The 24,190-nt window shown below is 54.3% G+C and carries 23 protein-coding genes; 16 read left to right on the forward strand and 7 right to left on the reverse strand.

Features of this window, described 5'->3' with window-relative positions; translation table 11 throughout:
- The first annotated feature begins 305 nt into the window (after positions 1 to 305).
- Complete coding sequence (rpoH, locus tag J8X26_RS17155; protein ID WP_152324796.1) at positions 306 to 1,163, forward strand: RNA polymerase sigma factor RpoH; 858 nt, start codon at positions 306 to 308, stop codon at positions 1,161 to 1,163.
- Between the two features lie 69 nt (positions 1,164 to 1,232).
- On the opposite strand, the gene panM is transcribed toward rpoH, so the two are convergent.
- The gene (panM, locus tag J8X26_RS17160) at positions 1,233 to 1,613 is read right to left on the reverse strand and encodes an aspartate 1-decarboxylase autocleavage activator PanM (RefSeq protein WP_208951479.1); all 381 of its coding nucleotides are present in this window, start codon (positions 1,611 to 1,613) and stop codon (positions 1,233 to 1,235) included.
- 404 nt (positions 1,614 to 2,017) lie between these two features.
- On the opposite strand from panM, the gene J8X26_RS17165 reads away from it, so the two are divergent.
- The 11 genes from J8X26_RS17165 to ugpQ all read left to right on the forward strand — a co-directional run bounded on the left by J8X26_RS17165 (position 2,018) and on the right by ugpQ (position 13,577).
- Positions 2,018 to 3,130 carry a branched-chain amino acid ABC transporter substrate-binding protein gene (locus J8X26_RS17165; protein ID WP_152324798.1) on the forward strand — a complete coding sequence of 371 codons (1,113 nt, stop codon included), beginning with the start codon at positions 2,018 to 2,020 and terminating at the stop codon, positions 3,128 to 3,130.
- 232 nt (positions 3,131 to 3,362) lie between these two features.
- Positions 3,363 to 4,289 carry a high-affinity branched-chain amino acid ABC transporter permease LivH gene (gene livH / locus J8X26_RS17170; RefSeq protein WP_095924234.1) on the forward strand — a complete coding sequence of 309 codons (927 nt, stop codon included), beginning with the start codon at positions 3,363 to 3,365 and terminating at the stop codon, positions 4,287 to 4,289.
- Positions 4,286 to 5,575 carry a high-affinity branched-chain amino acid ABC transporter permease LivM gene (locus J8X26_RS17175; protein WP_152324799.1) on the forward strand — a complete coding sequence of 430 codons (1,290 nt, stop codon included), beginning with the start codon at positions 4,286 to 4,288 and terminating at the stop codon, positions 5,573 to 5,575. The genes livH and J8X26_RS17175 overlap by 4 nt, the downstream gene beginning before the upstream one ends.
- Positions 5,572 to 6,342, forward strand: coding sequence for a high-affinity branched-chain amino acid ABC transporter ATP-binding protein LivG (gene livG / locus J8X26_RS17180; protein ID WP_208951480.1), 771 nt, complete (start codon positions 5,572 to 5,574; stop codon positions 6,340 to 6,342). The genes J8X26_RS17175 and livG overlap by 4 nt, the downstream gene beginning before the upstream one ends.
- Before the next feature lie 27 nt (positions 6,343 to 6,369).
- On the forward strand, positions 6,370 to 7,071 hold the full coding sequence (gene livF, locus J8X26_RS17185; protein WP_165061852.1) for a high-affinity branched-chain amino acid ABC transporter ATP-binding protein LivF: 702 nt from the start codon (positions 6,370 to 6,372) through the stop codon (positions 7,069 to 7,071).
- A 131-nt stretch (positions 7,072 to 7,202) separates the two neighbouring features.
- Complete coding sequence (locus J8X26_RS17190) at positions 7,203 to 8,390, forward strand: PLP-dependent aminotransferase family protein (protein ID WP_152324802.1); 1,188 nt, start codon at positions 7,203 to 7,205, stop codon at positions 8,388 to 8,390.
- 222 nt (positions 8,391 to 8,612) lie between these two features.
- Positions 8,613 to 9,926 carry a sn-glycerol-3-phosphate ABC transporter substrate-binding protein UgpB gene (gene ugpB / locus J8X26_RS17195; protein ID WP_208951481.1) on the forward strand — a complete coding sequence of 438 codons (1,314 nt, stop codon included), beginning with the start codon at positions 8,613 to 8,615 and terminating at the stop codon, positions 9,924 to 9,926.
- A 99-nt stretch (positions 9,927 to 10,025) separates the two neighbouring features.
- Positions 10,026 to 10,913, forward strand: a complete 888-nt coding sequence (gene ugpA / locus J8X26_RS17200) for a sn-glycerol-3-phosphate ABC transporter permease UgpA (RefSeq protein ID WP_152324804.1) — start codon at positions 10,026 to 10,028, stop codon at positions 10,911 to 10,913.
- On the forward strand, positions 10,910 to 11,755 hold the full coding sequence (gene ugpE, locus J8X26_RS17205) for a sn-glycerol-3-phosphate ABC transporter permease UgpE (RefSeq protein WP_152324805.1): 846 nt from the start codon (positions 10,910 to 10,912) through the stop codon (positions 11,753 to 11,755). The genes ugpA and ugpE overlap by 4 nt, the downstream gene beginning before the upstream one ends.
- Before the next feature lie 5 nt (positions 11,756 to 11,760).
- A complete protein-coding gene (locus J8X26_RS17210; RefSeq protein ID WP_120134718.1) occupies positions 11,761 to 12,834 on the forward strand; it encodes a sn-glycerol-3-phosphate import ATP-binding protein UgpC in 1,074 nt (357 codons plus the stop codon).
- Positions 12,835 to 12,836: 2 nt separating this feature from the next.
- Positions 12,837 to 13,577: a glycerophosphodiester phosphodiesterase gene (gene ugpQ, locus J8X26_RS17215; protein ID WP_371819790.1), complete on the forward strand. Its 741-nt coding sequence runs from the start codon at positions 12,837 to 12,839 to the stop codon at positions 13,575 to 13,577.
- Positions 13,578 to 13,624: 47 nt separating this feature from the next.
- On the opposite strand, the gene J8X26_RS17220 is transcribed toward ugpQ, so the two are convergent.
- On the reverse strand, positions 13,625 to 13,927 hold the full coding sequence (locus tag J8X26_RS17220) for a DUF2756 domain-containing protein (RefSeq protein ID WP_152324807.1): 303 nt from the start codon (positions 13,925 to 13,927) through the stop codon (positions 13,625 to 13,627).
- A 202-nt stretch (positions 13,928 to 14,129) separates the two neighbouring features.
- Here J8X26_RS17220 and J8X26_RS17225 point away from each other — a divergent pair, with 202 nt between their 5' ends.
- Complete coding sequence (locus J8X26_RS17225; protein WP_152324808.1) at positions 14,130 to 15,029, forward strand: carboxylate/amino acid/amine transporter; 900 nt, start codon at positions 14,130 to 14,132, stop codon at positions 15,027 to 15,029.
- On the opposite strand, the gene metR is transcribed toward J8X26_RS17225, so the two are convergent.
- The gene (gene metR, locus J8X26_RS17230; RefSeq protein WP_165061841.1) at positions 14,935 to 15,870 is read right to left on the reverse strand and encodes an HTH-type transcriptional regulator MetR; all 936 of its coding nucleotides are present in this window, start codon (positions 15,868 to 15,870) and stop codon (positions 14,935 to 14,937) included. The two genes, J8X26_RS17225 and metR, sit on opposite strands and share 95 nt — an antisense overlap.
- 104 nt (positions 15,871 to 15,974) lie before the next feature.
- On the opposite strand from metR, the gene metE reads away from it, so the two are divergent.
- The 3 genes from metE to J8X26_RS17245 all read left to right on the forward strand — a co-directional run bounded on the left by metE (position 15,975) and on the right by J8X26_RS17245 (position 20,261).
- Positions 15,975 to 18,254, forward strand: a complete 2,280-nt coding sequence (gene metE / locus J8X26_RS17235) for a 5-methyltetrahydropteroyltriglutamate--homocysteine S-methyltransferase (protein ID WP_208951483.1) — start codon at positions 15,975 to 15,977, stop codon at positions 18,252 to 18,254.
- Positions 18,255 to 18,477: 223 nt separating this feature from the next.
- The gene (locus J8X26_RS17240; RefSeq protein ID WP_152324811.1) at positions 18,478 to 19,242 is read left to right on the forward strand and encodes an SDR family NAD(P)-dependent oxidoreductase; all 765 of its coding nucleotides are present in this window, start codon (positions 18,478 to 18,480) and stop codon (positions 19,240 to 19,242) included.
- 155 nt (positions 19,243 to 19,397) lie between these two features.
- Complete coding sequence (locus J8X26_RS17245) at positions 19,398 to 20,261, forward strand: AraC family transcriptional regulator (protein ID WP_165061835.1); 864 nt, start codon at positions 19,398 to 19,400, stop codon at positions 20,259 to 20,261.
- 18 nt (positions 20,262 to 20,279) lie between these two features.
- Here the strand turns inward: J8X26_RS17245 and J8X26_RS17250 are convergent, their stop codons facing one another.
- From J8X26_RS17250 to J8X26_RS17265, 4 genes are read right to left on the reverse strand one after another with little or no spacing between them, the layout of a single operon-like run.
- Positions 20,280 to 20,624 carry a PTS fructose-like transporter subunit IIB gene (locus tag J8X26_RS17250; protein WP_152324813.1) on the reverse strand — a complete coding sequence of 115 codons (345 nt, stop codon included), beginning with the start codon at positions 20,622 to 20,624 and terminating at the stop codon, positions 20,280 to 20,282.
- 25 nt (positions 20,625 to 20,649) lie between these two features.
- On the reverse strand, positions 20,650 to 21,507 hold the full coding sequence (locus tag J8X26_RS17255) for a [formate-C-acetyltransferase]-activating enzyme (protein ID WP_244370645.1): 858 nt from the start codon (positions 21,505 to 21,507) through the stop codon (positions 20,650 to 20,652).
- A 13-nt stretch (positions 21,508 to 21,520) separates the two neighbouring features.
- Positions 21,521 to 23,818, reverse strand: a complete 2,298-nt coding sequence (locus J8X26_RS17260; protein ID WP_208951485.1) for a formate C-acetyltransferase — start codon at positions 23,816 to 23,818, stop codon at positions 21,521 to 21,523.
- 16 nt (positions 23,819 to 23,834) lie between these two features.
- Positions 23,835 to 24,164 carry a PTS fructose-like transporter subunit IIB gene (locus J8X26_RS17265; protein ID WP_208951486.1) on the reverse strand — a complete coding sequence of 110 codons (330 nt, stop codon included), beginning with the start codon at positions 24,162 to 24,164 and terminating at the stop codon, positions 23,835 to 23,837.
- Positions 24,165 to 24,190 lie beyond the last annotated feature (26 nt).

A 24,190-nucleotide genomic window follows, 5' to 3' on the forward strand; every position in this document is an offset into this window, starting at 1 on the left:
AATGTCCCCCTGCTGCTCAGTAATTGTGTCTCAGGGGGAAGCTGTTTTCGGCCTTTCCGCCACATCATTTCCCTGCTTTCTCCGCAATGGCACAAATTCACTATCCAATAGTCAGTCTGTCACATACAGTCGTCAGACTGTTGAATCCGGCCGTGAACTTTATGTAAAATTCGGGGTCGAATAGCAGCGGATATTAAGGGCTCGGCGTTGCTTCTGTGGTCGCCAGATGGCACACAGCGTAGCGGTATCATCCCGCAGCAACGTGGTATAAAACCTGCACAACGTCATACATGAGAGGCTTTTGAATGACTAACGAAATGCGCACTTTAGCATTAGTACCCCAAGGTAGCCTGGAAGCCTATGTTCGGGCAGCCAATACTTATCCTATGCTTACCGCAGAGGAAGAACGGGCACTGGCTGAGCGGCTGCATTACGACGGTGACCTGGACGCAGCGAAAGAGCTGATCCTGTCTCACCTGCGCTTTGTTGCTCATATTGCCCGCAACTATTCAGGCTACGGTTTGCCACAGGCAGACCTTATCCAGGAAGGTAACATCGGCCTGATGAAAGCGGTTCGCCGTTTTAATCCGGAAGTCGGTGTACGTCTGGTGTCCTTTGCGGTGCATTGGATTAAAGCAGAAATTCACGAATACGTGCTGCGTAACTGGCGCATCGTGAAAGTCGCGACGACGAAAGCACAGCGTAAGCTGTTCTTTAACCTGCGTAAAAACAAACAACGTCTGGGCTGGTTCAGCCACGACGAAGTGGAGCACGTTGCCCGCGAACTGGGTGTGACCAGCAAAGATGTGCTGGAAATGGAATCGCGCATGGCCGCACAGGACATGACGTTCGACCCGACACCGGACGACGAACCACGCGACGGCGCCGCGATGGCACCGATGCTGTATCTGCAAGATAAAAGCTCTGACTTTGCAGAAAGCATCGAAGAAGATAACTGGGATCGCGATGCGACAGACAAACTGAGCTACGCGCTGGAAGGTCTGGACGAACGCAGCCAGGATATCATCCGTGCCCGCTGGTTAGATGACGATAACAAATCGACTCTGCAGGAACTGGCCGATAAATACGGTGTTTCAGCAGAACGTGTTCGTCAGCTTGAAAAGAACGCGATGAAGAAACTGCGTCTGGCGATTGAAGCCTGATACGACAGCTTTCTGAAACCAAAAAGCGACCTTCGGGTCGCTTTTTTTATGCCTGAAATTCAGCGCGGATTAGGGCTTCTTCCAGATATTCCCTGTCAGGGAAAAACCGCAGGCCTGCATAAAGGCGTCGGTCACGGCTTCGCCATCGGACGGCATTTCCCAGCTTTTGACCTGCGGCAGTTGCACCTGCAAATCTTCCATCAGATACAGCCCGACGCCGCGGCGCCGCGTCACTTCGCGAACCCGCAGATCCCTGAGCTCGCCGTGGTCGCCGTTCAGCCGGACTTTCACCGCGCCAAGAATGCGCTCGTTAAACACGGCGGCGAACAGCGCGTGGTGTTCGCTCAGGCTGCCTTGCCAGTCACTTTCCGTTTGCTCAGGCCAGACTTTTGCCAGATCGATGAGATCCTGCGTGCTGAGCGAAGTGAGTTTTTGGATGGTTAATTTCATGATGTGGATGGTCAGAAAAAAGAGGCGTTTAGTGTAGCGGATCCGTCTGAAAATCGGGCGTAACTTTTTTTGTACAGTAACAGGTTGAAAACTTTTTCAGCGATCCCTGTATAAGCGATAAATGTTGGCTTTAATCAATAATGCCAGCGTTAATGGCTGATTGTTTAAAAGAGAACCGATTTTCCATCCAAATAAAATTCTGTTTACACCTCATATTTCTGACTGTGCCATTTGATTTGCAGAAGAAAATTCCTGTTTAATGATATGAATTATAAAGTCTTATTCGAAAATAAGGCGAAATAAGCCGGTAACTCATTATTACTTATACTAAATTTCTTAAGTGATGATGTTTTGAACAGGCAGGCAAAGAGCAAACCACAACACACATCAAACGGGGTAATCGGATGAAAGTAACAAAGGGTAAGATCTGGCTGGCAGGGTGTATTGCATTAGCAATGAGTCAGGCGGCATTCGCGAAAGATATCAAAGTCGCCATCGTTGGTGCTATGTCAGGTCCGGTCGCCCAGTATGGTGATATGGAGTTTACAGGGGCTAAACAAGCGATCGCAGACATCAATGCCAAAGGCGGCGTGAAAGGCGATAAATTGGTTGGCGTCGAATATGACGACGCGTGTGATCCGAAACAAGCGGTCGCCGTTGCCAACAAAGTGATCAACGACGGTATCCGTTACGTGATTGGCCACCTGTGTTCATCCTCAACACAGCCTGCTTCTGACATTTATGAAGACGAAGGCGTTCTGATGATCACGCCAGCCGCAACCAACGCAGACCTCACCACCCGTGGTTATAAAATGGTAATGCGCACCACCGGTCTGGATTCTGACCAGGGTCCGACTGCAGCCAAATACATCCTCGACACCATCAAACCAAAACGCATTGCTGTTGTGCATGATAAACAACAGTACGGCGAAGGCCTGGCCCGTTCCGTACAGGACGCGCTGAAAAAAGGCGGCGGCAACGTCGTTCTGTTTGAAGGTGTGACCGCCGGCGATAAAGACTTCTCTACGCTGGTTGCGCGTCTGAAGAAAGAAAACGTCGATTTCGTCTACTTCGGCGGTTACTACCCGGAGATGGGGCAGATCCTGCGCCAGTCTAAACAAGCCGGTCTGAACGCCAAATTTATGGGTCCGGAAGGCGTGGGTAACTCCTCACTGTCTAACATCGCCGGTGATGCCTCTGAAGGTATGCTGGTGACGCTGCCAAAACGTTATGACCAGGTTCCGGCTAACCAGCCAATCGTGGATGCCCTGAAAGCCAAAAAACTGGATCCAACCGGTCCGTTCGTCTGGACGACTTACGCCGCATTACAGGCGCTGACTACCGGTATGGAACGCAGCGGCAGCATGGAACCGGCTGACATCGCTAAAAATCTGAAATCAGCTTCCGTGGACACCGTCATGGGCCCCCTGAGCTGGGATGAAAAAGGTGACCTGAAAGGATTCGAATTCGGTATTTTCGAGTGGCATAAGGACGGCACGTCTACCCCTATCAAATAAATGCCCGGCATCCTTCGCGCCGCCTCTGCGTTGGCCGCCTTCATTCACCCCGGTCACTTACCTGTGTAAGCTCCCGGGGATTCATTCAGTTGCCGCCTTGAGGCAACACGAATGATTTTGGGCATTATGCTTAAGAACAGCGCATTACTCTGCCCGGCGTCTGGTGTTATAAAAGGCGCCGGGTTGCAGTCTCAGCACAAGTTATCAAACCCTTGATTAATAAGGATAGGGTATGTCAGAGCAGTTCCTCTATTTCATTCAGCAGATGTTCAACGGCGTGACGTTGGGCAGTACTTATGCGCTGATCGCCATTGGTTACACCATGGTTTACGGCATTATCGGCATGATCAACTTCGCACACGGCGAGGTGTATATGATCGGCAGTTATGTCTCTTTTATCGTAATCGCCGCTTTGATGATGATGGGTATCGACGCCAGCTGGTTGCTGATCGGTGCCGGTTTTATCGCCGCGATTGTGATTTCCAGTGCCTACGGCTGGAGCATTGAACGCGTGGCATATAAGCCGGTGCGTAACTCCAAGCGTTTGATTGCACTAATTTCTGCCATCGGGATGTCAATTTTTCTGCAAAACTACGTCAGCCTGACTCAGGGCTCGCGTGACCTCGCTTTACCGAGTCTGGTGACCGGCCAGTGGAAACTTGGCGAAGCGAATGGTTTCGCCGCGACGATAAGCACCATGCAACTGATTATCTGGATAGTCACATTTGTCGCCATGCTGGCGCTGACGCTGTTCATCCGTTATTCACGTATGGGGCGTGCCTGCCGTGCCTGTGCGGAAGATCTCAAAATGGCCAGCCTGCTGGGGATCAGCACTGACCGCGTGATCTCGCTGACTTTCGTTATTGGCGCATTAATGGCGGCAGTGGCGGGCGTTCTGCTGGGGCAATTCTACGGCGTGATTAACCCGTACATCGGTTTTATGGCCGGGATGAAAGCCTTTACCGCAGCGGTTCTCGGCGGTATCGGCAGTATTCCGGGCGCGATGATTGGCGGCCTGATTTTAGGCGTGGCCGAAGCGCTGACCTCGGCGTATCTGAGCACCGAGTACAAAGACGTGGTGTCCTTCGCATTGCTGATCGTGGTGTTACTGGTGCTGCCAACCGGTATTCTCGGACGTCCGGAGGTTGAGAAAGTATGAAGCGCCTGAATCTGTTAAATGCGCTGGTCTCCGCTTTCGTCCTGCTGGTACTGGCTGCATTCATCATGGGATTACAGCTGAGCCTCGATGGCACAAAGCTGGTGGTCAACGGTGCCGGTGAAGTGCGCTGGACGTGGATTGCCATCGGTTGTGCCATCGTTTTCGTGTTTCAGCTGTTCCGTCCGATGGTCAGCAGTGGCCTGAAAAAAGTGTCCGGTCCGGGCTGGGTACTGCCGAGCTTTGACGGCTCAACGCCGAAACAAAAGCTGCTGGCGCTGGTGCTGATTATCGCCGCCATCGCCTGGCCGTTTATCGTTTCACGCGGCACGGTGGATATCGCCACGCTGACGCTTATCTACATTATGCTCGGCCTCGGTCTGAACGTGGTGGTCGGGTTGTCCGGTCTGCTGGTGCTGGGTTACGGCGGCTTTTACGCCATCGGCGCTTACACCTATGCGCTGCTCAATCACTATTACGGTATCGGTTTCTGGGAAGCATTACCGCTGGCCGGTCTGGTGTCGGCGGCGTTTGGTTTCCTGCTCGGGTTCCCGGTGCTGCGGCTGCGTGGCGATTATCTGGCGATTGTGACGCTCGGCTTCGGTGAGATCGTGCGTATCCTGCTGCTTAACAATACCGAACTGACCGGCGGGCCGAACGGCATCAGCCAGATCCCGAAACCGACGCTGTTCGGGCTGGAATTCAGCCGCACGCCACGCGACGGCGGTTGGGATACCTTCAGCAACTTCTTTCACGTCACCTACGACCCGAGCGACCGCATCATCTTCCTGTACATGGTGGCGCTGTTGCTGGTGATTGCGACATTGTTCATCATCAACCGGCTGCTGCGCATGCCGCTGGGCCGTGCGTGGGAAGCGTTGCGTGAAGATGAAATTGCCTGCCGCTCGCTCGGGCTGAATCCGACCCGGATCAAACTGACCGCGTTCACCATCAGCGCCGCGTTTGCCGGTTTCGCCGGTACGCTGTTCGCCGCGCGTCAGGGCTTTGTCAGCCCGGAATCCTTCACCTTTGCGGAGTCCGCCTTTGTGCTGGCTATCGTGGTGCTCGGCGGCATGGGCTCACAGTTTGCCGTCATTCTGGCGGCCATTCTGCTGGTAGTTTCCCGCGAGCTGATGCGTGACCTCAATGAATACAGCATGTTACTGCTCGGTGCGTTAATGGTGCTGATGATGATTTGGCGTCCGCAGGGCTTGCTGCCGATGAAACGTCCGCAACTCAAACTGAAACTCTCTAAGAAACAAATCGCCGATCAGGGGGAACAGGCATGAGCACGCAACCTCTGTTAGCCGTTGAAGGTTTGATGATGCGTTTTGGCGGCCTGCTGGCGGTCAACAATGTGGCGCTGAATCTCAATCAGGGCGAAATTGTGTCGCTGATTGGCCCGAACGGTGCCGGTAAAACCACGGTATTTAACTGTCTGACCGGTTTCTACAAACCGAGCGGCGGCACCATTAAACTGCGTGACCAGCATCTGGAAGGATTGCCCGGGCAGAAAATTGCCCGCATGGGTGTGGTGCGAACCTTCCAGCACGTGCGTCTGTTCCGTGAAATGACGGTGATTGAAAACCTGCTGGTTGCCCAGCATCAGCACCTGAAAAGCGGTGTGCTGGCGGGTCTGTTCAAAACGCCGAGATTTCGTCGCGCCGAAGCGGAAGCGCTCGATCGCGCCGCCGACTGGCTGGAACGTGTCGGATTGCTCGAACTGGCGAACCGTCAGGCGGGGAATCTGGCTTACGGTCAGCAGCGCCGTCTGGAAATCGTCCGCTGTATGGTGACGCGCCCGGAAATCCTGATGCTCGACGAACCGGCTGCCGGTCTGAATCCGCGCGAAACCGAAGAGCTGAATCAGCTGATTGCCGAACTGCGTAACCAGCACAACGTGTCGGTGCTGCTGATTGAACACGACATGAAGCTGGTGATGGGCATTTCCGACCGCATCTACGTGGTGAATCAGGGCACGCCGCTGGCGCAGGGCACTCCGGCTGAAATTCGTAACAATCCTGACGTGATCCGCGCCTATTTAGGCGAAGGTTAATGGGCGAAGGCTAAGGGACAGAACAAGATGTTGTCATTTAATCAGGTATCCGCCCATTACGGCAAAATTCAGGCGCTGCATGAAGTCAGCCTGAGCATTAACAAAGGGGAAATCGTCACGCTGATCGGCGCGAACGGCGCGGGGAAAACCACGCTGCTCGGCAGTTTATGTGGCGAACCGCGGGCGTCGCACGGCTCGATCATTTTTGAAGGGCAGGACATCACACAGTGGCAGACCGCCAAAATCATGCGCGGCGATATCGCAATAGTGCCGGAAGGCCGCCGTGTGTTTTCGCGCATGACCGTGGAAGAGAATCTGGCGATGGGCGGATTTTTCGCCACACGTGACCAGTTTCATGCCCGTCTGGAGCGCGTGTTTACACTGTTCCCGCGTCTGAAAGAGCGTCGTGTTCAGCGTTCAGGCACTATGTCCGGCGGCGAGCAACAGATGCTGGCGATTGGCCGTGCGCTGATGAGCCAGCCGCGTTTACTGCTGCTCGACGAGCCGTCGCTCGGTCTGGCGCCGATCATCATCCAGCAGATTTTTGACACTATCCAGCAACTGCGCGAAGAAGGGATGACCATCTTCCTGGTCGAGCAAAACGCCAATCAGGCGCTGAAACTCGCCGATCGCGGTTATGTGCTGGAGAACGGTCATGTGGTGCTGGAAGATACCGGCGCGGCATTGCTGGCCAACGAAGCTGTGCGTGCGGCCTATCTCGGCGCATAAATTGGCTTCTGATTTTAAAAATCTGTGATAAATCTACTAAACCGCACGGCAAGCGCTTTGCGGTTTTTATTTTGTCGATAAATTAACATCTCTTACATTCTTATAACTTTGCACATCATCAGGAACATGTCATGAACACAGAAGGTTTACTCGCCGCCCGTATGGTCAGGCTTAAAAGTTCGGCCATCCGGGAATTGCTGAAACACAGCAAAATGGAAGGCGTTATTTCACTGGCGGGTGGTATTCCTTCTTCAGCGCTTTTTGATTTCGACGGCCTGCGTGAAGCCACACAGCTGGCGATAACAGAACAGCCGGAGCACGCATTCCAGTATGGCCTGACAGAAGGCAGTTATACGCTGCGTGAGCGTATTGCTTCTCTTTGTCAGGAACGTGGCGTGGTCGCGCAGCCTGAAGATATCGTAGTGACCGCCGGATCCCAGCAGGCGCTGGATCTGGTGATGCGCGCCGTGGTGAACCCGGATGATATTTTCGTGGTGGAGCGCCCGACCTATCTGGCCGCTTTGCAGACCCTGGAACTGGCCGAAGCGCAAATCCTCTCCGTCGGTTCAGACGGCGACGGCATGATTGTCGATGAGCTGGCCGAACTGCTGAAAACACAAAAGATTAAAGGCGTGTATCTGGTGCCGACGTTCGGTAACCCGAGCGGCGTGACCCTGAGCCGTGTGCGCCGTGAGCAGCTGGTGAAACTGGCGGCACAGCACGAATTCCTGATTGTAGAAGATGATCCGTACGGCGAACTGCGTTTCACCGAAGAACGCCAGCCGACGCTGTTTGAGCTGTCGAAAGCCCTGTTCGGTCACGCGGATAACATTATCTACACCTCGACGTTCTCTAAAATTCTGGCGCCGGGTTTGCGTCTGGGCTGGGTGATTATGCCTGACTGGCTGTTGCATAAGGTCGCCATCATCAAACAGGCGGCAGATTTGCACGCCAGCGCGTTGTCGCAGAGCATTGCGGAATATTATCTCGGTCTTGGCCGTCTGCCGAAGCAGATCGAAACAATTCGTGCCGCGTATAAAAAGAAATGCCAGGTCATGGCCGAACTGCTGGAACGCGAACTGGGCGACGTGCTGACGTTTGAATATCCGAAAGGCGGCATGTTCCTGTGGGCACGTTTCCGCGAGCCGCGTAACTGCGCTGAGTGGATGAAAAAGACGCTGGAGCAGGGCGTGGTGTTTGTGCCGGGCGAATTCTTCTATGCCGATAACCCGGATCACTCGACCTTCCGTCTGTCGTTCGCCACCGCGACCGAAGAGCAGATGCAGGAGGCGGTTGCCCGCCTGAAACGCGCGCTGTAAAACCCCCGGATTTCCCTTCTTTATAAGGCGCATCGTTCACCTGATGCGCCTTCTTTTTTGCCATCTGTTCGTCACCTGCACTTCATGCTGCTGTAACGTTAATGTCATTTAACTGTTATTTATCTGTAATTTAGCCGTGTCATGTTACCTCCGCATAAAAACGTTTCTCAATACCCCATTTATCTCTGCCCCTTTTACACCAGCAGAATTCAGGAGACAGGCATGTTCATCAACCTCAAAAAAACGGTCATCGGCACCGCGCTGACGCTGGCTTTCAGCGCCAATGCCTTCGCTGTGACAGAAATTCCTTTCTGGCACTCTATGGACGGCGAATTAGGCAAAGAAGTGAACTCGCTGGCCGACCGTTTTAACCAGACGCACCCTGATGTCAAAATCGTGCCTGTCTATAAAGGCAAATACGACGAAAGCCTGGCGGCCGGTATCGCGGCATATCGCACCGGCAATGCTCCGGCTATCTTGCAGGTTTACGAAGTAGGCACCGCGACCATGATGGCCAGCAAAGCCATCAAACCGGTCTACGAAGTGTTCAGTGATGCAGGCATCAAAGAAGACGTTTCCCAGTTCGTGCCGACCGTTTCCGGTTATTACTCCGATTCCAAAGGCCGTCTGTTATCCCAGCCTTTCAACAGCTCCACGCCGGTGCTGTATTACAACAAAGATGCGTTTAAGAAAGCCGGTCTGAACCCGGATCAGCCGCCGAAAACCTGGCAGGATATGGCCGCGTACACCGAAAAACTGCGTGAAGCCGGCATGAAGTGCGGCTACGCCAGCGGCTGGCAGGGCTGGATCCAGATTGAGAACTTCAGCGCGTGGCACGGTCTGCCAATCGCTACCAAAAACAACGGCTTCGACGGCACCGATGCGGTTCTGGAATTCAATAAACCAGAGCAAATCAAACACATTCAGATGCTCGAAGACATGAACAAAAAAGGTGATTTCACCTATTTTGGTCGTAAAGACGAATCCACCGCCAAGTTCTATAACGGCGACTGCGCGATGACTACCGCATCTTCCGGTTCACTGGCCGACATCCGTCAGTATTCCAAATTCAACTACGGCGTGGGCATGATGCCTTACGACGCAGACATCAAAGGCGCACCACAAAACGCCATCATCGGCGGCGCAAGCCTGTGGGTGATGAACGGCAAAGACAAAGACACTTACAAAGGCGTCGCCGAATTCCTGCAATTCCTGACCGCGCCGGAAATCGCTGCCGAATGGCACCAGAAAACCGGTTATCTGCCGGTGACGACTGCGGCGTATGAGCTGACCAAAAAAGAAGGCTTCTACGAGAAGAATCCGGGTTCTGACGTTGCCACCCGCCAGATGCTGAACAAGCCGCCATTACCGTTCACCAAAGGTCTGCGTCTGGGCAACATGCCGCAGATCCGTACCATCGTTGATGAAGAACTGGAAAGCGTCTGGAGCGGTAAGAAAAGCGCCAAAGAAGCACTGGATACCGCAGTACAGCGCGGGAATCTGCTGCTGCGTCGCTTCGAAGCTTCTACCAAATAATTTTCTTGCACCTCCCCCCGCGAAGGGGAGGGAGCAAAACAGCCTCCCCTTTGCAGGGGGAGGAGCCAAACCCGTCATCGCATTAACGAGTAAACCATCATGAGTTCACACCGTCCCGGTTTTGGTTGCAGCTGGTTGCCCTACGCGCTGGTGTTGCCGCAGCTGTTGATCACCGCGATATTTTTCTTGTGGCCTGCCGGTCAGGCGCTGTGGTATTCGGTACAGACGCTGGATCCTTTCGGCTTATCCAGCACCTTCGCCGGTCTGACTAACTTCACACAGCTGTTTCAGGACCCGTACTATCTCGACTCTTTTTATACCACGCTGAAATTCAGCTTTATGGTGGCATTCATCGGACTGGCCGTTTCGCTGTTTTTCGCGGCGCTGGTCGATCACGTGGTACGCGGCAGCCGGATTTATCAGACGCTGATGATCCTGCCTTACGCTGTGGCGCCTGCCGTTGCCGCCGTTTTGTGGATGTTTCTGTTCAGCCCCGGTCTGGGCCTGATTACTCATTTCCTGGGCTCGATAGGCTACAACTGGAACCACGCGCAAAACAGCGGTCAGGCGATGTTCCTGGTGGTGCTGGCGTCGGTCTGGAAGCAGGTCAGCTACAACTTCCTGTTCTTCCTGGCGGCGTTGCAGTCGATCCCAAAATCTCTGGTAGAAGCGGCGGCTATCGATGGCGCAGGCCCGGTACGTCGCTTCTTCAATCTCGTATTACCGCTGATTTCACCGGTGAGCTTCTTCCTGCTGGTGGTCAATCTGGTGTACGCCTTCTTTGATACCTTCCCGGTGATTGATGCCGCGACAGCCGGTGGCCCGGTACAGGCGACGACCACGCTGATTTATAAAGTGTATCGCGAAGGTTTCTCCGGCCTGGACTTGTCCAGCTCCGCCGCGCAGTCCGTCATTCTGATGCTGCTGGTTTGCGGCCTGACGTTCATTCAGTTCCGCTTTGTCGAGCGTAAGGTGCGTTACCAATGATTGAAAACCGCAGAGGGCTGGATATCTTCAGCCACATCATGCTGCTGCTTGGCGTGCTGGTGATTTTATTCCCGCTGTACGTCGCCTTTGTGGCGGCCTCGCTGGATAACAAACAGATTTTCGATGTGCCAATGACGCTGATCCCGGGCACCCATTTATGGGAAAACATCACCACCATCTGGACGCAGGGGGCAGGGAACAGCAGTCCGGCATTCGGACGGATGCTGATCAACAGCTTCATCATGGCGATGGTGATCACCATCGGTAAGATTTCGGTGTCGATGCTTTCGGCTTACGCGATTGTCTATTTTCGTTTTCCGCTGCGTAACCTGTTCTTCTGGCTGATTTTCATGACGCTGATGTTGCCGGTGGAAGTGCGTATTTTCCCGACCGTTCAGGTCATCGCTAATCTGCATATGCTCGACAGCTACACCGGCCTGACGTTGCCGCTGATGGCCTCGGCGACCGCGACTTTCCTGTTTCGCCAGTTCTTTATGACCTTGCCGGATGAACTGCTGGAAGCCGCACGTATCGACGGCGCAGGCGCGATGCGCTTTTTCTGGGACATCGTGCTGCCGCTGTCGAAAACCAATCTGGCGGCGCTGTTCGTCATCACCTTTATTTATGGCTGGAACCAGTACCTGTGGCCGATCCTGATCACCAGCGATGCCTCGATGGGCACGGCGGTGGCGGGGATCAAAAGCATGATTTCCTCCGGCGACGGCTCGACCCAATGGAATCAGGTGATGGCGGCCATGATCCTGACCTTATTGCCACCGCTGGCGGTGGTGCTCCTGATGCAGCGCTGGTTTGTGCGCGGCCTGGTAGACAGTGAGAAGTAACTGAAATGGCAAATTTGAAATTACAGGCAGTGACCAAATCCTACGACGGCAAAAACCAGATCATCCAGAGCATCGATCTGGACGTGGCCGACGGCGAGTTCATCGTGATGGTAGGGCCTTCCGGCTGCGGAAAATCGACTCTGCTGCGCATGGTGGCCGGGCTTGAGCGCACGACCTCCGGTGATATCTACATTAATGACCAGCGCGTCACTGAACTGGAGCCGAAAGATCGCGGTATTGCAATGGTCTTCCAGAACTATGCGCTGTATCCGCACATGAGCGTGTACGACAACATGGCGTATGGCCTGAAAATCCGCGGCTTCGGCAAAGCGCAAATCAACGATCGCGTTGAGGAAGCGGCGCGCATTCTGGAACTGGGGCCGTTGCTCAAACGAAAACCGCGTGAGCTTTCCGGCGGCCAGCGTCAGCGTGTGGCAATGGGGCGTGCCATCGTGCGGGAACCGGCGGTATTCCTGTTCGACGAACCGCTTTCTAACCTCGACGCTAAACTGCGCGTCCAGATGCGCCTTGAACTACAACAATTACATCGTCGTCTGCGCACCACCAGCCTGTACGTCACCCACGATCAGGTGGAAGCCATGACCCTGGCCGAACGTGTGATCGTGATGAACAAAGGTATTGCCGAACAAATCGGCACGCCGTCGGAAGTCTATCGCCGTCCGGCCAGCCTGTTTGTCGCCAGCTTTATCGGCTCTCCGGCCATGAACCTGTTACCGGGCCAGCTCACCACGGACGGCACGTCGCTGGTGATGGAAGGCGGGTTTGAACTGCCGCTGCCGGTGGCGCGCCCTGAGTGGGGCGGTCGTGAGCTGACGGTCGGTATTCGCCCTGAACATATTCATCTGACTGATGACACACAAAACGGTATTCCGATGGTGCTCAATACGCTGGAACTGCTGGGTGCGGATAATCTGGCACACGGCAAACTGGCGGGCAGCGGCGTTGTGGTGCGTTTATCGCATGAAGTGTTCCCGACAGCCGGTTCGCTGTTGCGCTTGGTTTTCCCGGCGAAAGCGTTACACTTTTTCGATACTCACACCGGATTACGGATGGAATGAACATGAAAGCCTGGCCTTATCCTCGCATTGTGGCGCACCGCGGCGGCGGTGCTCTGGCACCGGAAAACACGCTGGCGGCTATCGATATGGGCGCGAAATACGGTCATAAGATGATCGAATTTGACGCCAAACTGGCGCAGGGCGGGGAAATCTTCCTGTTGCACGACGATACCCTGAACCGCACCAGCAATGGCTGGGGTGTGGCAGGTGAATTGCCGTGGGAAAAACTCGAACGGCTCGACGCCGGCGACTGGTATGGCGCAGAGTTCAAAGGAGAAAAACTCCCGCTGCTCTCGCAGGTCGCCGAACGTTGTGCGCGCCACAACATGATGGCGAATATCGAAATCAAACCGACCACCGGGCTGGATGAAAAAACCGGAACCGACGTCGCGCTGGCCGCCCGTGAATTGTGGAAAAACCAGGCCGTGCCGCCGCTGCTTTCTTCGTTCGAATTTGACGCACTGGTTGCTGCGAAAAAAGCCGCCCCCGAGCTTCCGCGCGGTCTGCTGATCGACTCGTGGCACGAAAACTGGAAAGCACTGACCGACGAACTGGAATGTGCGTCTCTGCATCTCAATCACAAACTGCTTAATGAAGAACGCGTGAAAGCAATCAAAGCCGCCGGTCTGCATATTCTGGTGTATACCGTGAATAATCCGGCGCGCGCCCGTGAATTACTGGGCTGGGGCGTGGACTGTATTTGTACCGATAAGATTGATGTGATCGGGCCGGATTTCGTTTAAGCGGGTAACGCGGATCAGGCGCAGTGAACACCGCGCCTGAAGGGGGATTACGGCGTCTGATTCAGCTTCTGACCCAGCGTCTGGTTATTCTGCTGGATCTGTAAACGTTGCTGATTGCTCTGGATCTGCGATTTCAGCTTCAGCTGCTGTTGCTGCTGACTGTTACGCATATCCTGCTCCTGCTGACGTTTCTGCATCTGCTGATTGTTCTGCTGTTGTTGTTGCATGCGTTGTTGCGACGGATTGTTCAGCAGCGGATCGTCAGGGTTCGGCACTTTTTCGACTGCACTGGTGGTCTGAACAGCAAACAGCAGCGGCAGCGCGGCGAGCATTCCATATAAACATTTCATCAGTTCATCCTCCGTTTTCAGTCATCCGTTAAGTGTATGCCATCGCAGCCGTGAACGTGTCCTTTGAGCGCACGTTTCCCTCAAAGCGTGCTGTCGCTCTCGTTTGCTCTATAATTGAACAGATGTAAACCACCTTCACGCTTCGCGGTTTCCTTCATTCCGCTACAATCATCCATCTTTATCATTTTAGGGCTCAACTGCCGTGCCTTTACTCATTATCACCACCATTTTGTGGGCCTTTTCGTTCAGCCTGATCGGCGTCTATCTGGCCGGACAGGTTGACAGCGTGTTTTCCGTATTAGTCCGTTTAGGACTGGCGGCGCTGGTTTTCCTGCCGTTCCTGCGCTGGAAAGGTCATCAGCTCACCACCATTTTGTTGTACATGGCGGTGGGCGCGATGCAGCTTGGCATCATGTATCTCATCAGCTTCGAAGCGTATCTGTACCTTTCGGTACCGGAATTCCTGCTATTTACAGTGATGACGCCGCTGTACGTCACACTGATTTATGACCTGATCAGTGGCCGCAAAATCCGTATCGGTTATGCGCTGAGCGCCCTGCTGGCGGTCGCGGGCGCGGCGATTATTCGTTACGACCACATCAGCGAACATTTCATCATTGGTTTGCTGCTGGTGCAGGCGGCGAACATCTGTTTTGCCATCGGGCAGGTGGGCTATAAACGCCTGATGGAAACCCGTCCGATGCCGCAGCATACGGCGTTTTCCTGGTTCTATCTTGGGGCACTGTTGTGCGCGGTGGTGGCCTGGTTCCTGTGGGGCAATCCGCAAAAATTACCGACCACGAACCTGCAATGGGGGATTCTGGTGTGGCTGGGCATTGGTGCTTCAGGGCTGGGGTATTTCATGTGGAACTACGGTGCGACGCAGGTTGATGCGGGAACGCTGGGAATTATGAACAACTTCCACGTCCCGGCGGGGCTGCTGGTGAATCTGGCAATCTGGCAACAGCAGCCGCACTGGCCGAGCTTTATTATTGGCGCAGCAGTGATTATGTCCTCACTGTGGGTACACCGGCGTTGGGTCGTGCCGCGTCGCGAACAAACGGCAGATGATCGCACGCGTGCTGGCGCGCCGAACGAATAAACGCTTCGGTCACCGGCTGACGCTGTTCGCCGTCGCGCACGGCGGCGAACAGACGGCTCCATAAACCTTCGCCCAGGGTCTTCGTTACGACGAGGCCCTGGCGCTCAAAACTTTCTACGACCCAGTGCGGTAACGCCGCAATCCCCATTCTCGCCGACACCATCTGGATTAATAACAATGTGTTATCGACGCTTTTCAGCGACGGGCTGACCCCTGCCGGTTGGAGAAAATGCCGCCAGATATCCAGCCGCTGACGCTGAACCGGATAAATCATCAGGGTTTCCGTACTCAAATCTTCCGGCGAAATCACGGTTTTAGCCGCCAGCGGATGATCCGGTGCCAGCACCAGACGGACTTCGTAATCGAACATCGGGGAGTAGTGCAAACCGCTGCGCGGCAGAATATCGGAGGTCAGCACGATATCCAGCTCGCCCTGTTGCAGCGCCGGTTGCGGGTCAAACGTCACGCCGGATTTGAAATCCATCACCACATGCGGCCAGTTCTGGTGGAAGTTATCCAGCGCGGGCGTCAGCCACTGAATACAGCTGTGGCACTCAATCGCGATGCGCAGTGAAGTCTGGTGCGGCTCATTGCACGCCTGCAACGCCTGCTGGATTTGCGGCAGCACCTGTTCTGCCAGATTCAGCATGATTTCGCCCTGCGGCGTAAAGCGTAAAGGCTGACTTTTCCGCACGAACAACCTGAAACCCAGCCGTTGCTCAAGGTCGCTGAACTGGTGCGACAGGGCCGATTGTGTCTGATGAAGCTGCGAGGCGGCGGCGGCCAGTGACCCGGTGTTGCGCAGTGCTTGCAACGTTCGCAGGTGTTTCAGTTCGATCATGAGAGTCCTTCACTGTGTCATGAATAATTTGCGCTTGTGGATTATACAGTACCTGCGGATTATGGATGTGTAAACATCTGGATGGCTAAACAGGAACTAAAAAGATGACGATACTGAATCACACTCTGGGTTTTCCACGCGTTGGTCTGCGTCGTGAACTTAAAAAAGCACAAGAAAGCTACTGGGCAGGCAATTCCACTCAGGAAGAACTGCTGGCAACCGGACGTGAACTCCGCGCCCGTCACTGGAAGCAACAAGCTGAAGCAGGCGTGGATTTAGTGCCGGTGGGCGATTTCGCCTGGTACGATCACGTACTGACCACCAGCCTCCTGCTGGGCAACGTGCCGGCACGTCATCAGAATGACGACGGCTCTGTGGATCTCGATACCTTATTCCGCCTTGGCCGTGGCCGCGCACCGACCGGTAAACCGGCGGCGGCAGCGGAAATGACCAAATGGTTTAACACCAACTATCACTACATGGTGCCGGAGTTTGTGAAAGGGCAGAAATTCAAACTGACCTGGACACAACTGCTGGAAGAAGTGGACGAAGCGCTGGCGCTCGGCCACAAAGTGAAACCTGTTCTGCTGGGCCCGCTGACCTATCTGTGGCTCGGCAAAGTCAAAGGCGAACAGTTTGACCGCCTTTCCCTGCTCAACGACATTCTGCCTGTTTATCAGCAGGTGCTGGCTGAACTGGCAAAACGCGATGTTGAGTGGGTGCAGATTGACGAACCGGCGCTGGTGCTGGAATTACCGCAGGAATGGCTGGACGCGTACAAACCGGCTTATACCGCACTGGAACAGAGCAAAACCAAACTGCTGCTGACCACCTATTTCGACAGCGTCGGACATAATCTCGACACTATCCGTCAGCTGCCGGTTCAGGGGTTACACATTGATGCCGTCGCTGGTCGCGATGATTTGCAAGCCGTCATCAGTAAACTGCCAAAAAACTGGCTGATTTCTCTGGGGGTGATCAATGGCCGTAACGTCTGGCGTGCTGATCTGAGCACCTGGTTTGACCGTCTGAAACCTCTGGTGGTAGGGCGCAACGTCTGGATCGGCAGCTCTTGTTCCCTGCTGCACAGTCCGATTGATTTAAGCGTCGAAAGCCGTCTGGATGAAGAAGTGAAAAGCTGGTTCGCCTTCGCCCTGCAAAAATGTGCCGAGCTGTCACTGTTGACGTCTGCGCTGAACCATCCGACTGCGGAAGCGCAGCTGAAACTGGCCGAATACAGCGCGCCCATCCGTGCCCGCCGTGAATCCGCCCGCGTGAATAATCCGGCAGTCGGTCAACGCGTGGCGGCGATTACGGCCACAGATATCGAGCGTCAGCACGTTTATACCGAACGTGCTAAAGCGCAGCGTGCCCGTTTCAACCTGCCTGCCTGGCCGACCACCACCATCGGCTCATTCCCGCAAACCACTGAAATTCGCGGCCTGCGTCTGGACTTTAAACAAGGTCGGCTGGATAACACCAAATACCGCACCGGTATCAGCGAACATATTAAGCAGGCCATTAAAGAACAGGAACGTCTGGATATCGACGTGCTGGTGCATGGTGAAGCTGAACGTAACGACATGGTGGAATATTTCGGCGAGCATCTGGACGGTTTTGTATTCACGCAAAACGGCTGGGTACAAAGCTACGGTTCACGTTGCGTGAAACCGCCGGTGATTATCGGCGATGTCAGCCGTCCGCAAGCCATTACCGTGGAGTGGGCGAAGTATGCGCAGTCGCTGACCGAAAAACCGGTGAAAGGCATGCTGACCGGCCCGATCACTATTCTCTGCTGGTCCTTCCCGCGTGAAGATGTCAGCCGCGAAACCATCGCTAAACAAATCGCGCTGGCGCTGCGTGATGAAGTGGAAGATCTGGAAAAAGCCGGTATCGGTATCATTCAGATTGACGAACCGGCACTGCGCGAAGGTCTGCCGCTGCGCCAGTCTGAATGGAATGCTTACCTCCGCTGGGCGGTAGATGCGTTCAAACTGAACGCCGCGATTGCCAGCGATGACACGCAGATCCACACCCACATGTGTTACTGCGAATTCAACGACATCATGGATTCCATTGCCGCGCTGGATGCTGACGTGATCACCATCGAAACCTCGCGTTCCGATATGGACTTGCTGGAATCGTTTAAAGACTTCGAGTACCCGAATGAAATCGGGCCGGGCGTTTACGACATTCACTCACCTAACGTGCCAAGCGTGGAGTGGATTGAGGATTTACTGCGTAAAGCCGCGGATCGTATTCCGGCGGAACGCCTGTGGGTCAACCCGGACTGTGGCCTGAAAACCCGCGGCTGGCCGGAAACCCGCGAATCGCTGGAAAACATGGTTAAAGCCGCCAAGCGTCTGCGCGCTGAGAAAGCCTGAATTAAAGAGTCGTTGTGTTGTTGCTGACACGTTTTGGGGCACTCCGGTGCCCCTTTTTTTGGTGCACATTCGCACTTTGTTACGTCTGTTTCATCCCCCGTCATACGGCGGCTGTAGCGCGATTACGGCACTCAGCCTCAGGCAGTTTCTACGCGTTGCGCCTTTCTCCGCTAGGCTTAAATCAGGATTAACTTTCTTTTTACCCAACAGACAGGGAGAAAATATGAACCGGTTTACAGACAAAGTCGTGGTAGTAACGGGCGCAGGTTCCGGTATGGGTGCGGCATCCGCACGGCGTTTTTCTTCAGAAGGCGCGATAGTCGTGCTGGTCGGGAGAACGAAAGAGAAACTGGAGAAAGTCGCCAAAACGCTAAGCAGTACGCAGTATTACATTCATCTGGCGGATGTTTCTTCCGCGCAGGATGTGGAGCGGATGGCGGCGGTGATCGAAGACAAATTCGGGCGTGTTGATGTGCTGGTTAACGCCGCAGGCGTGGTTGTGCAGGGTAAAGCGACCGAAGCGAGCCTTGATGACTGGCAGAAAATTATCGCCATCGATCTGAGCGGCGTCTTTTACTGCACGCGATTCTTCATGCCTGCATTGATCAAAAGTAAGGGAAATATTGTCAACATTTCCTCGGTTTCCGGTACCGGCGGCGACTGGGGAATGAGTTTCTATAACGCGGCGAAAGGCGGCGTGACGAACTTTACCCGCTCGATTGCGATGGACCACGGTAAAGACGGCGTGCGTGTTAACGCGGTGTGTCCGTCGCTGACCTTTACGGAGATGGCGGCCGGAATTAAAGACAACAAGCCGTTGCTGGCTAAATTTGCCGAACGAATTCCGCTGGGACGTGGTGCGGAGCCGGAAGAAATCGCGGATGTGATTGCGTTTCTGGCCAGCCATGATGCCCGCTTCGTGACGGGCGTAAACCTGCCGGTCGATGGCGGTTTGTCGGCGTCCAACGGCCAGCCTCCGCAGGCATAAGCTCCAGCCTCCGCAGGTATAAGCTGATGTTTCCGGCCCGCCGCTTCACCGGCAGGCCGGATTTCCCGGTACTCCTCCCAAATTTGTGACTTCCTTTTCTTTCTGCGTCGCAGGTTAGTTATGATGGCGTGATTCCGCTGACAGGTAATCTGAACATGACGCATCCTCTTTTTTCCGTTTTATCTCCGGTAATTGAGCAACCCGAAGGCGTCCGGCAGGTCTTTTTTGCCGGTGCCCTGCATCCGGTGCCGGCACTTGCGTATCAGGTAGATTTTCCGCGTCTGGAACTCGTCCTCGGAGGGGAGCAGATGATGGAATGGGAAAATGAGCAGGGCGTGAGTCAGGTTGTCTGCATGCAGGCGGGGGATGTGCTATTTGTGCCGGCAAAAGGCTGGAATAGTCCGCAGTGGCAAACGCCGGTTCGCACCCTGAGCCTGTTATTTGGCAAACAACAGCTGGGTTTCAGCCTGCTCGGCTGGGACGGCAAACAGTTTGATTCACGTGAAAAAGGCAATACTGGCAGGCGCGGGCCGCGCGTAGGCGCTTTTATGTTGCAGGCGCTCAATGAACTGGCGTGGCACCAGGCGGATCAGCTGACGGCGCGGTTCCTGGTGAAAGGGTTACTGAGCCATGCGCAGGATTTATTCAGTTCCTCGGCGCATACCGCCTCACGCAGCCAGGCGCTCTTCGGCGCGGTACGCCAGCATATCGAAGAGCATTACCGCGAACCGCTCACCCGCGATTCAGTCGCCAAGGCGTTTTATATTTCACCGAATTATCTGTCACATTTGTTTCAGAAAAGCGGCGGGATTGGGCTGAACGAATACCTGAACTATGTCCGGCTGGAACAGGCAAAAAATCTACTGAAAGGATATGACATGAAAGTGAAAGAAGTCGCCCATGCCTGCGGGTACATCGACAGCAACTATTTTTGCCGCCAGTTTAAGAAAAGCACCGAACGTTCCCCTTCCGAATATCGCCGCCAGTATCGCAGCCAGTTTGAGAGTCTGGAGCCGTAGAAGCGCTGACGGCCCTTATTATGCGAGAACGATGCGCGTACCCTGCGGAGATGAGGCGATCTTTTTCACGGCGGCCATGACTTTATCCGGCGTGCGCAAAAAAGTGTGAATGCCTGTCTGTACGCAGCGGCTGTGAGTAAAACGGTCACTGTTTTCCAGCTGGATCTCCGTGATAAGCAAAACGATATCTGCCTGAGCAATATCGCTTTCCGAGAGCGCGTTTTCGACACCCAGCGCGCCCTGCGTCTCCACTTTCACCTGCCATTTTTCCTGCAAACACAGCTTTTCCAGGCGTTCAGCCGCCATATATGTGTGAGCGACACCGCTGATGCAGGCCGTGACTCCGACCAGTTTTAATGACATTTGCCGTTCCCCGTAGCTGGAAATTTTACCCGCCCATCGTCACGGTATACCCATAGCTTTCAGCCATTGCGCGCAATGGCGCAAGTGCGACGGCATCCGGCACCAGTGTTTTGTGCATCGAATAGGTTTTTCCTAATAACGGATATTTTGCTTCTCCGTATTTGTGGAAGGGTAACAGATGGATTTCATTTAAGTTGAAGGGTTTAAGGAAATCCAGGATCTGACGCAGATTTTCCTGTGTCAGCGTGTAGCCAGGGATCAGGGGAACGCGCGGAAGCAGTTCCACATCGCGCTGGGTCAGCGCCTGAAAATTTTCCAGCACCCGGGGTTGATTCATGTTGAGCAGGGTGCGGGCCAGCGTGGCGTCCATGATTTTGAAATCAAATAAAACCTGATCGCAGTGTTCAACCACCGAAAGCAAATGATCCCGTGGAACATCGCCTGCGGTTTCAATGGCCGTGTGTATCCCGAGGCCCTGTAATTCCTTCAACAACTCGCGGGCAAAAACCGGTTGCATCAGCACTTCGCCACCGGAAAGCGTGATGCCACCGCCGGATGATCGGAAAAAAACTTCATCCTTGAGCAGGCGGGACATCAGCGCTGGCAGCGTAATGTCTTCGCCTACATATTCCAGTGCGCCGCTCGGGCATTCCTGCGGATCCTGCAAACAGGTCCGGCAGTTCAGGCATTTCGCCTGACGTTTGATGGTCTGGATCCGGGGCGACATGGATTCCGGGTTAGCGCACCACGGGCAGCGGTGCGGGCAACCTTTGAAGAAAACCATCGTGCGGATCCCCTGACCGTCGTTGAGAGAAAATCGCTGAATGTTAAAAATGCGCCCCGTCGGGGATTTTTCAGTGGTTTCACAAGCTCCGTTGACCATGGGGATCCGCAGGTCAGAGCTGGTGTGCGGTGCGACCGATAATGTCATCCTGAATCTCCTTTGACAGTTCGACAAAGAACGCGCTGTATCCGGCGACCCTGACCACTAATCCGGCGAAATCCTGCGGACGCTTTTGCGCTTCACGAAGCTGTTCTGCATTCACCACGTTGAACTGAACATGCTGTAATTTCAGCCGGGTGAAGGCGCCGAGAAAATCAGCCAGCTTATTCAGACCCTGCAAACCTTCCAGCGTTGATGGCGTAAATTTCACGTTCAGCAAAGTGCCGTTTGAGAGCAGCATATTGTCGAGCTTACTGACGGATTTCAGTACCGCGGTTGGCCCCTGATGATCCTGCCCGAGCATCGGTGAAAGGCCGCCGTCTGCCAGCTGTTCACCGGCAAAACGACCGTCCGGTGTAGCTCCGACTACTGCGCCTAGCGGCACATGTGCAGAGACAGTGTAAGAGCCCGGCGTAAACTGGCCGCCGCGCGGGTTGCGGTACTGTTCGACTTCTTTGCAGTAATAGCGCAGCAAATCGGCACTGATTAAATCCACTTCATCGACGTCGTTGCCGTACTTCTCGAAGCGGTTGATCAGGCGGGCGCGGATCGCGCGGCCTTCTTCGCTGGCGAAATTCTCTTTCAGCGAGGCAAGCAGTTCATCAAAGCTCAGGCGTTGCTGATCAAACACCAGCCCTTTCAGCGCATGCAACGAGTCGCTGAGGTTTGCGATGCCGATGCCCTGAACGCCGGAAAAATTATAGCGCGCGCCACCAGCAGTAATGTCTTTCCCGCTTTTTAGACAACCTTCAATGAAAGACGACAGCAACGGAACCGGTGCCCAGTCGCGGTGGCCGATATCGCAGATATTGCTGCCCTGCGCCATCAGTTTCACGTAGTGGCTGATTTTCTGGCGGATCTGTTCCACCAGCTCAGCATAGTTAATCGCAGAATTTCCTTCGTTCTCATGCAGCGTTAACTCCATGACTTTCAGCAGGTTGAACATCGCGATGTCATGCAGCCCGTACGTTTTCCCTGGGATAGACAATTCGACGCAGCCGACGACCGCATAATCCCGGGCATCTTCGAGGCTCACGCCGCGGTTCAGGAAGGCCGGAACCACCACTTCATCGTTGAAGATTTGCGGAATGCCGGTGCCGAGACGGATAGTTTCGGCTGTTTTCAGCAGGAACGGACGGTCGATGAGTTCGTTGACCCGCACACCAAGATTGGGCTGCGGCAGGTAGATGCTCTGATAAGCGTCCAGACACAGGAATGACAACACGTTGACCGCGCTGCGCCCCGTCTCCGTTAAACCGCCGAGTAAAATCGTATAACCCGTGGGAAAACCGGCGAAATACCGGGCGCTCGACGTCGAACGTAACAGCACGATGTCATTGCATTTCACCCACAGGCTTTCCAGCAGCTCTTTCAAAAACTCCGGCTGTTCGCCGTGTGAAAGGGAATGCTGATAGAACGGCAACATGTACTGATCGAAGCGTCCGAGCGATAGCGAACTGGCGTTGGATTCGTACTGCAAAATAATATTCATGTACCAGAACAGCTGACAGGCCTGATAGAAATCCTGCGGCTTATTGCCGGAAATATGCTGCGATATGCGGGCAATACGTTCGAGTTCAGCCTTTCTTTGCAGATCACTGCATGCCAGCGCCATCTGCTCTGCCAGCGCCGCATAACGCAAAATATGCCGCTGCGAAGCCTCGAGCAAAATCAGTGCCGCCTGATAAAACGCATTATCCGGCGCGTCGTTAACATGCTGTTTAAGTTCAGCGATTAAGTTATCAAGACCGCCGCTGAGCAGGCGAGGGTAATCAATAATGATGTGCCCCTGGCCTTTATCGGTCTGGTTGATGCTGAAAATCTGTGTTTTGGTAGCCGCTTTGACGTCTTCCGGTATCTGACTGTTGATGAAATCTTTCATCGAGCGCGATTCCCAGTAAGGGAAAAGCTGTTCGCGGTAAATCTGTTTATCCTGCTCAGAAATCGTAAAGCGATCCTGCGGACGGGTGGAAAATGTATCCAGTTCTTTAAGCAGCCAGTAAGGGTCCATTTCAGGAGAGACGATCCCCGCTCGCGGTTTGACGGTGCGGTTGCCGGCAATCAGTTCGTCTTCACGCAGGGTAATTTCAACGTGATCAAGGATCCAGGCTGTCGCTTTTGCCCGGCGCAAAAGCGTGGACTCGCCTTCAGTCGTACGGTGACTTGCGGTGTATAACAGAGCCCGTTCCAGCGAGATTTCACGCGGGTTAGCGAAAAGCGCATTTTTCAGACGTTCGATGCGGGAAGTCATCCTGTTCTCCTTACTTTCAGTCCGTGACAGCGGCTTTGGCGAGATGTGCCGCGATTTTTTCCATAATGGCATCAGCGCGTTTAACGGCATCGCTGATGGCGACCCGAACGGTGACTTTGCCCTTAAAGCGTTCTTCCTGTTTGATACCAATATCTTTGGTCAGGATCACGATATCTGCAGCCGCGACATCGGCAGTGGTCAGCTCATTTTCCAGGCCTATCGAGCCCTGAGTTTCGACTTTGCATTCCCAGCCTCTGGCTTTCGCCGCGCGTTCAATGGCTTCCGCCGCCATATAGGTGTGGGCAACGCCGCACGGGCAAGCTGTGACAGCGATAATGTGAGTCATGTTTTTATCCTTCTATTTTTTACACA

This window comes from Rahnella sp. ChDrAdgB13, assembly GCF_017655185.1.
Lineage (GTDB): Bacteria > Pseudomonadota > Gammaproteobacteria > Enterobacterales > Enterobacteriaceae > Rahnella > Rahnella contaminans.

Excerpts from the sequence above, each read along its gene's own strand:
- rpoH (WP_152324796.1), top strand. The coding sequence starts at position 306 with ATGACTAACGAAATGCGCACTTTAGCATTAGTACCCCAAGGTAGCCTG.
- panM (WP_208951479.1), bottom strand. The coding sequence starts at position 1,613 with ATGAAATTAACCATCCAAAAACTCACTTCGCTCAGCACGCAGGATCTC.
- J8X26_RS17165 (WP_152324798.1), top strand. The coding sequence starts at position 2,018 with ATGAAAGTAACAAAGGGTAAGATCTGGCTGGCAGGGTGTATTGCATTA.
- livH (WP_095924234.1), top strand. The coding sequence starts at position 3,363 with ATGTCAGAGCAGTTCCTCTATTTCATTCAGCAGATGTTCAACGGCGTG.
- J8X26_RS17175 (WP_152324799.1), top strand. The coding sequence starts at position 4,286 with ATGAAGCGCCTGAATCTGTTAAATGCGCTGGTCTCCGCTTTCGTCCTG.
- livG (WP_208951480.1), top strand. The coding sequence starts at position 5,572 with ATGAGCACGCAACCTCTGTTAGCCGTTGAAGGTTTGATGATGCGTTTT.
- livF (WP_165061852.1), top strand. The coding sequence starts at position 6,370 with ATGTTGTCATTTAATCAGGTATCCGCCCATTACGGCAAAATTCAGGCG.
- J8X26_RS17190 (WP_152324802.1), top strand. The coding sequence starts at position 7,203 with ATGAACACAGAAGGTTTACTCGCCGCCCGTATGGTCAGGCTTAAAAGT.
- ugpB (WP_208951481.1), top strand. The coding sequence starts at position 8,613 with ATGTTCATCAACCTCAAAAAAACGGTCATCGGCACCGCGCTGACGCTG.
- ugpA (WP_152324804.1), top strand. The coding sequence starts at position 10,026 with ATGAGTTCACACCGTCCCGGTTTTGGTTGCAGCTGGTTGCCCTACGCG.
- ugpE (WP_152324805.1), top strand. The coding sequence starts at position 10,910 with ATGATTGAAAACCGCAGAGGGCTGGATATCTTCAGCCACATCATGCTG.
- J8X26_RS17210 (WP_120134718.1), top strand. The coding sequence starts at position 11,761 with ATGGCAAATTTGAAATTACAGGCAGTGACCAAATCCTACGACGGCAAA.
- ugpQ (WP_371819790.1), top strand. The coding sequence starts at position 12,837 with ATGAAAGCCTGGCCTTATCCTCGCATTGTGGCGCACCGCGGCGGCGGT.
- J8X26_RS17220 (WP_152324807.1), bottom strand. The coding sequence starts at position 13,927 with ATGAAATGTTTATATGGAATGCTCGCCGCGCTGCCGCTGCTGTTTGCT.
- metR (WP_165061841.1), bottom strand. The coding sequence starts at position 15,870 with ATGATCGAACTGAAACACCTGCGAACGTTGCAAGCACTGCGCAACACC.
- metE (WP_208951483.1), top strand. The coding sequence starts at position 15,975 with ATGACGATACTGAATCACACTCTGGGTTTTCCACGCGTTGGTCTGCGT.
- J8X26_RS17240 (WP_152324811.1), top strand. The coding sequence starts at position 18,478 with ATGAACCGGTTTACAGACAAAGTCGTGGTAGTAACGGGCGCAGGTTCC.
- J8X26_RS17245 (WP_165061835.1), top strand. The coding sequence starts at position 19,398 with ATGACGCATCCTCTTTTTTCCGTTTTATCTCCGGTAATTGAGCAACCC.
- J8X26_RS17250 (WP_152324813.1), bottom strand. The coding sequence starts at position 20,624 with ATGTCATTAAAACTGGTCGGAGTCACGGCCTGCATCAGCGGTGTCGCT.
- J8X26_RS17255 (WP_244370645.1), bottom strand. The coding sequence starts at position 21,507 with ATGGTCAACGGAGCTTGTGAAACCACTGAAAAATCCCCGACGGGGCGC.
- J8X26_RS17260 (WP_208951485.1), bottom strand. The coding sequence starts at position 23,818 with ATGACTTCCCGCATCGAACGTCTGAAAAATGCGCTTTTCGCTAACCCG.
- J8X26_RS17265 (WP_208951486.1), bottom strand. The coding sequence starts at position 24,164 with ATGACTCACATTATCGCTGTCACAGCTTGCCCGTGCGGCGTTGCCCAC.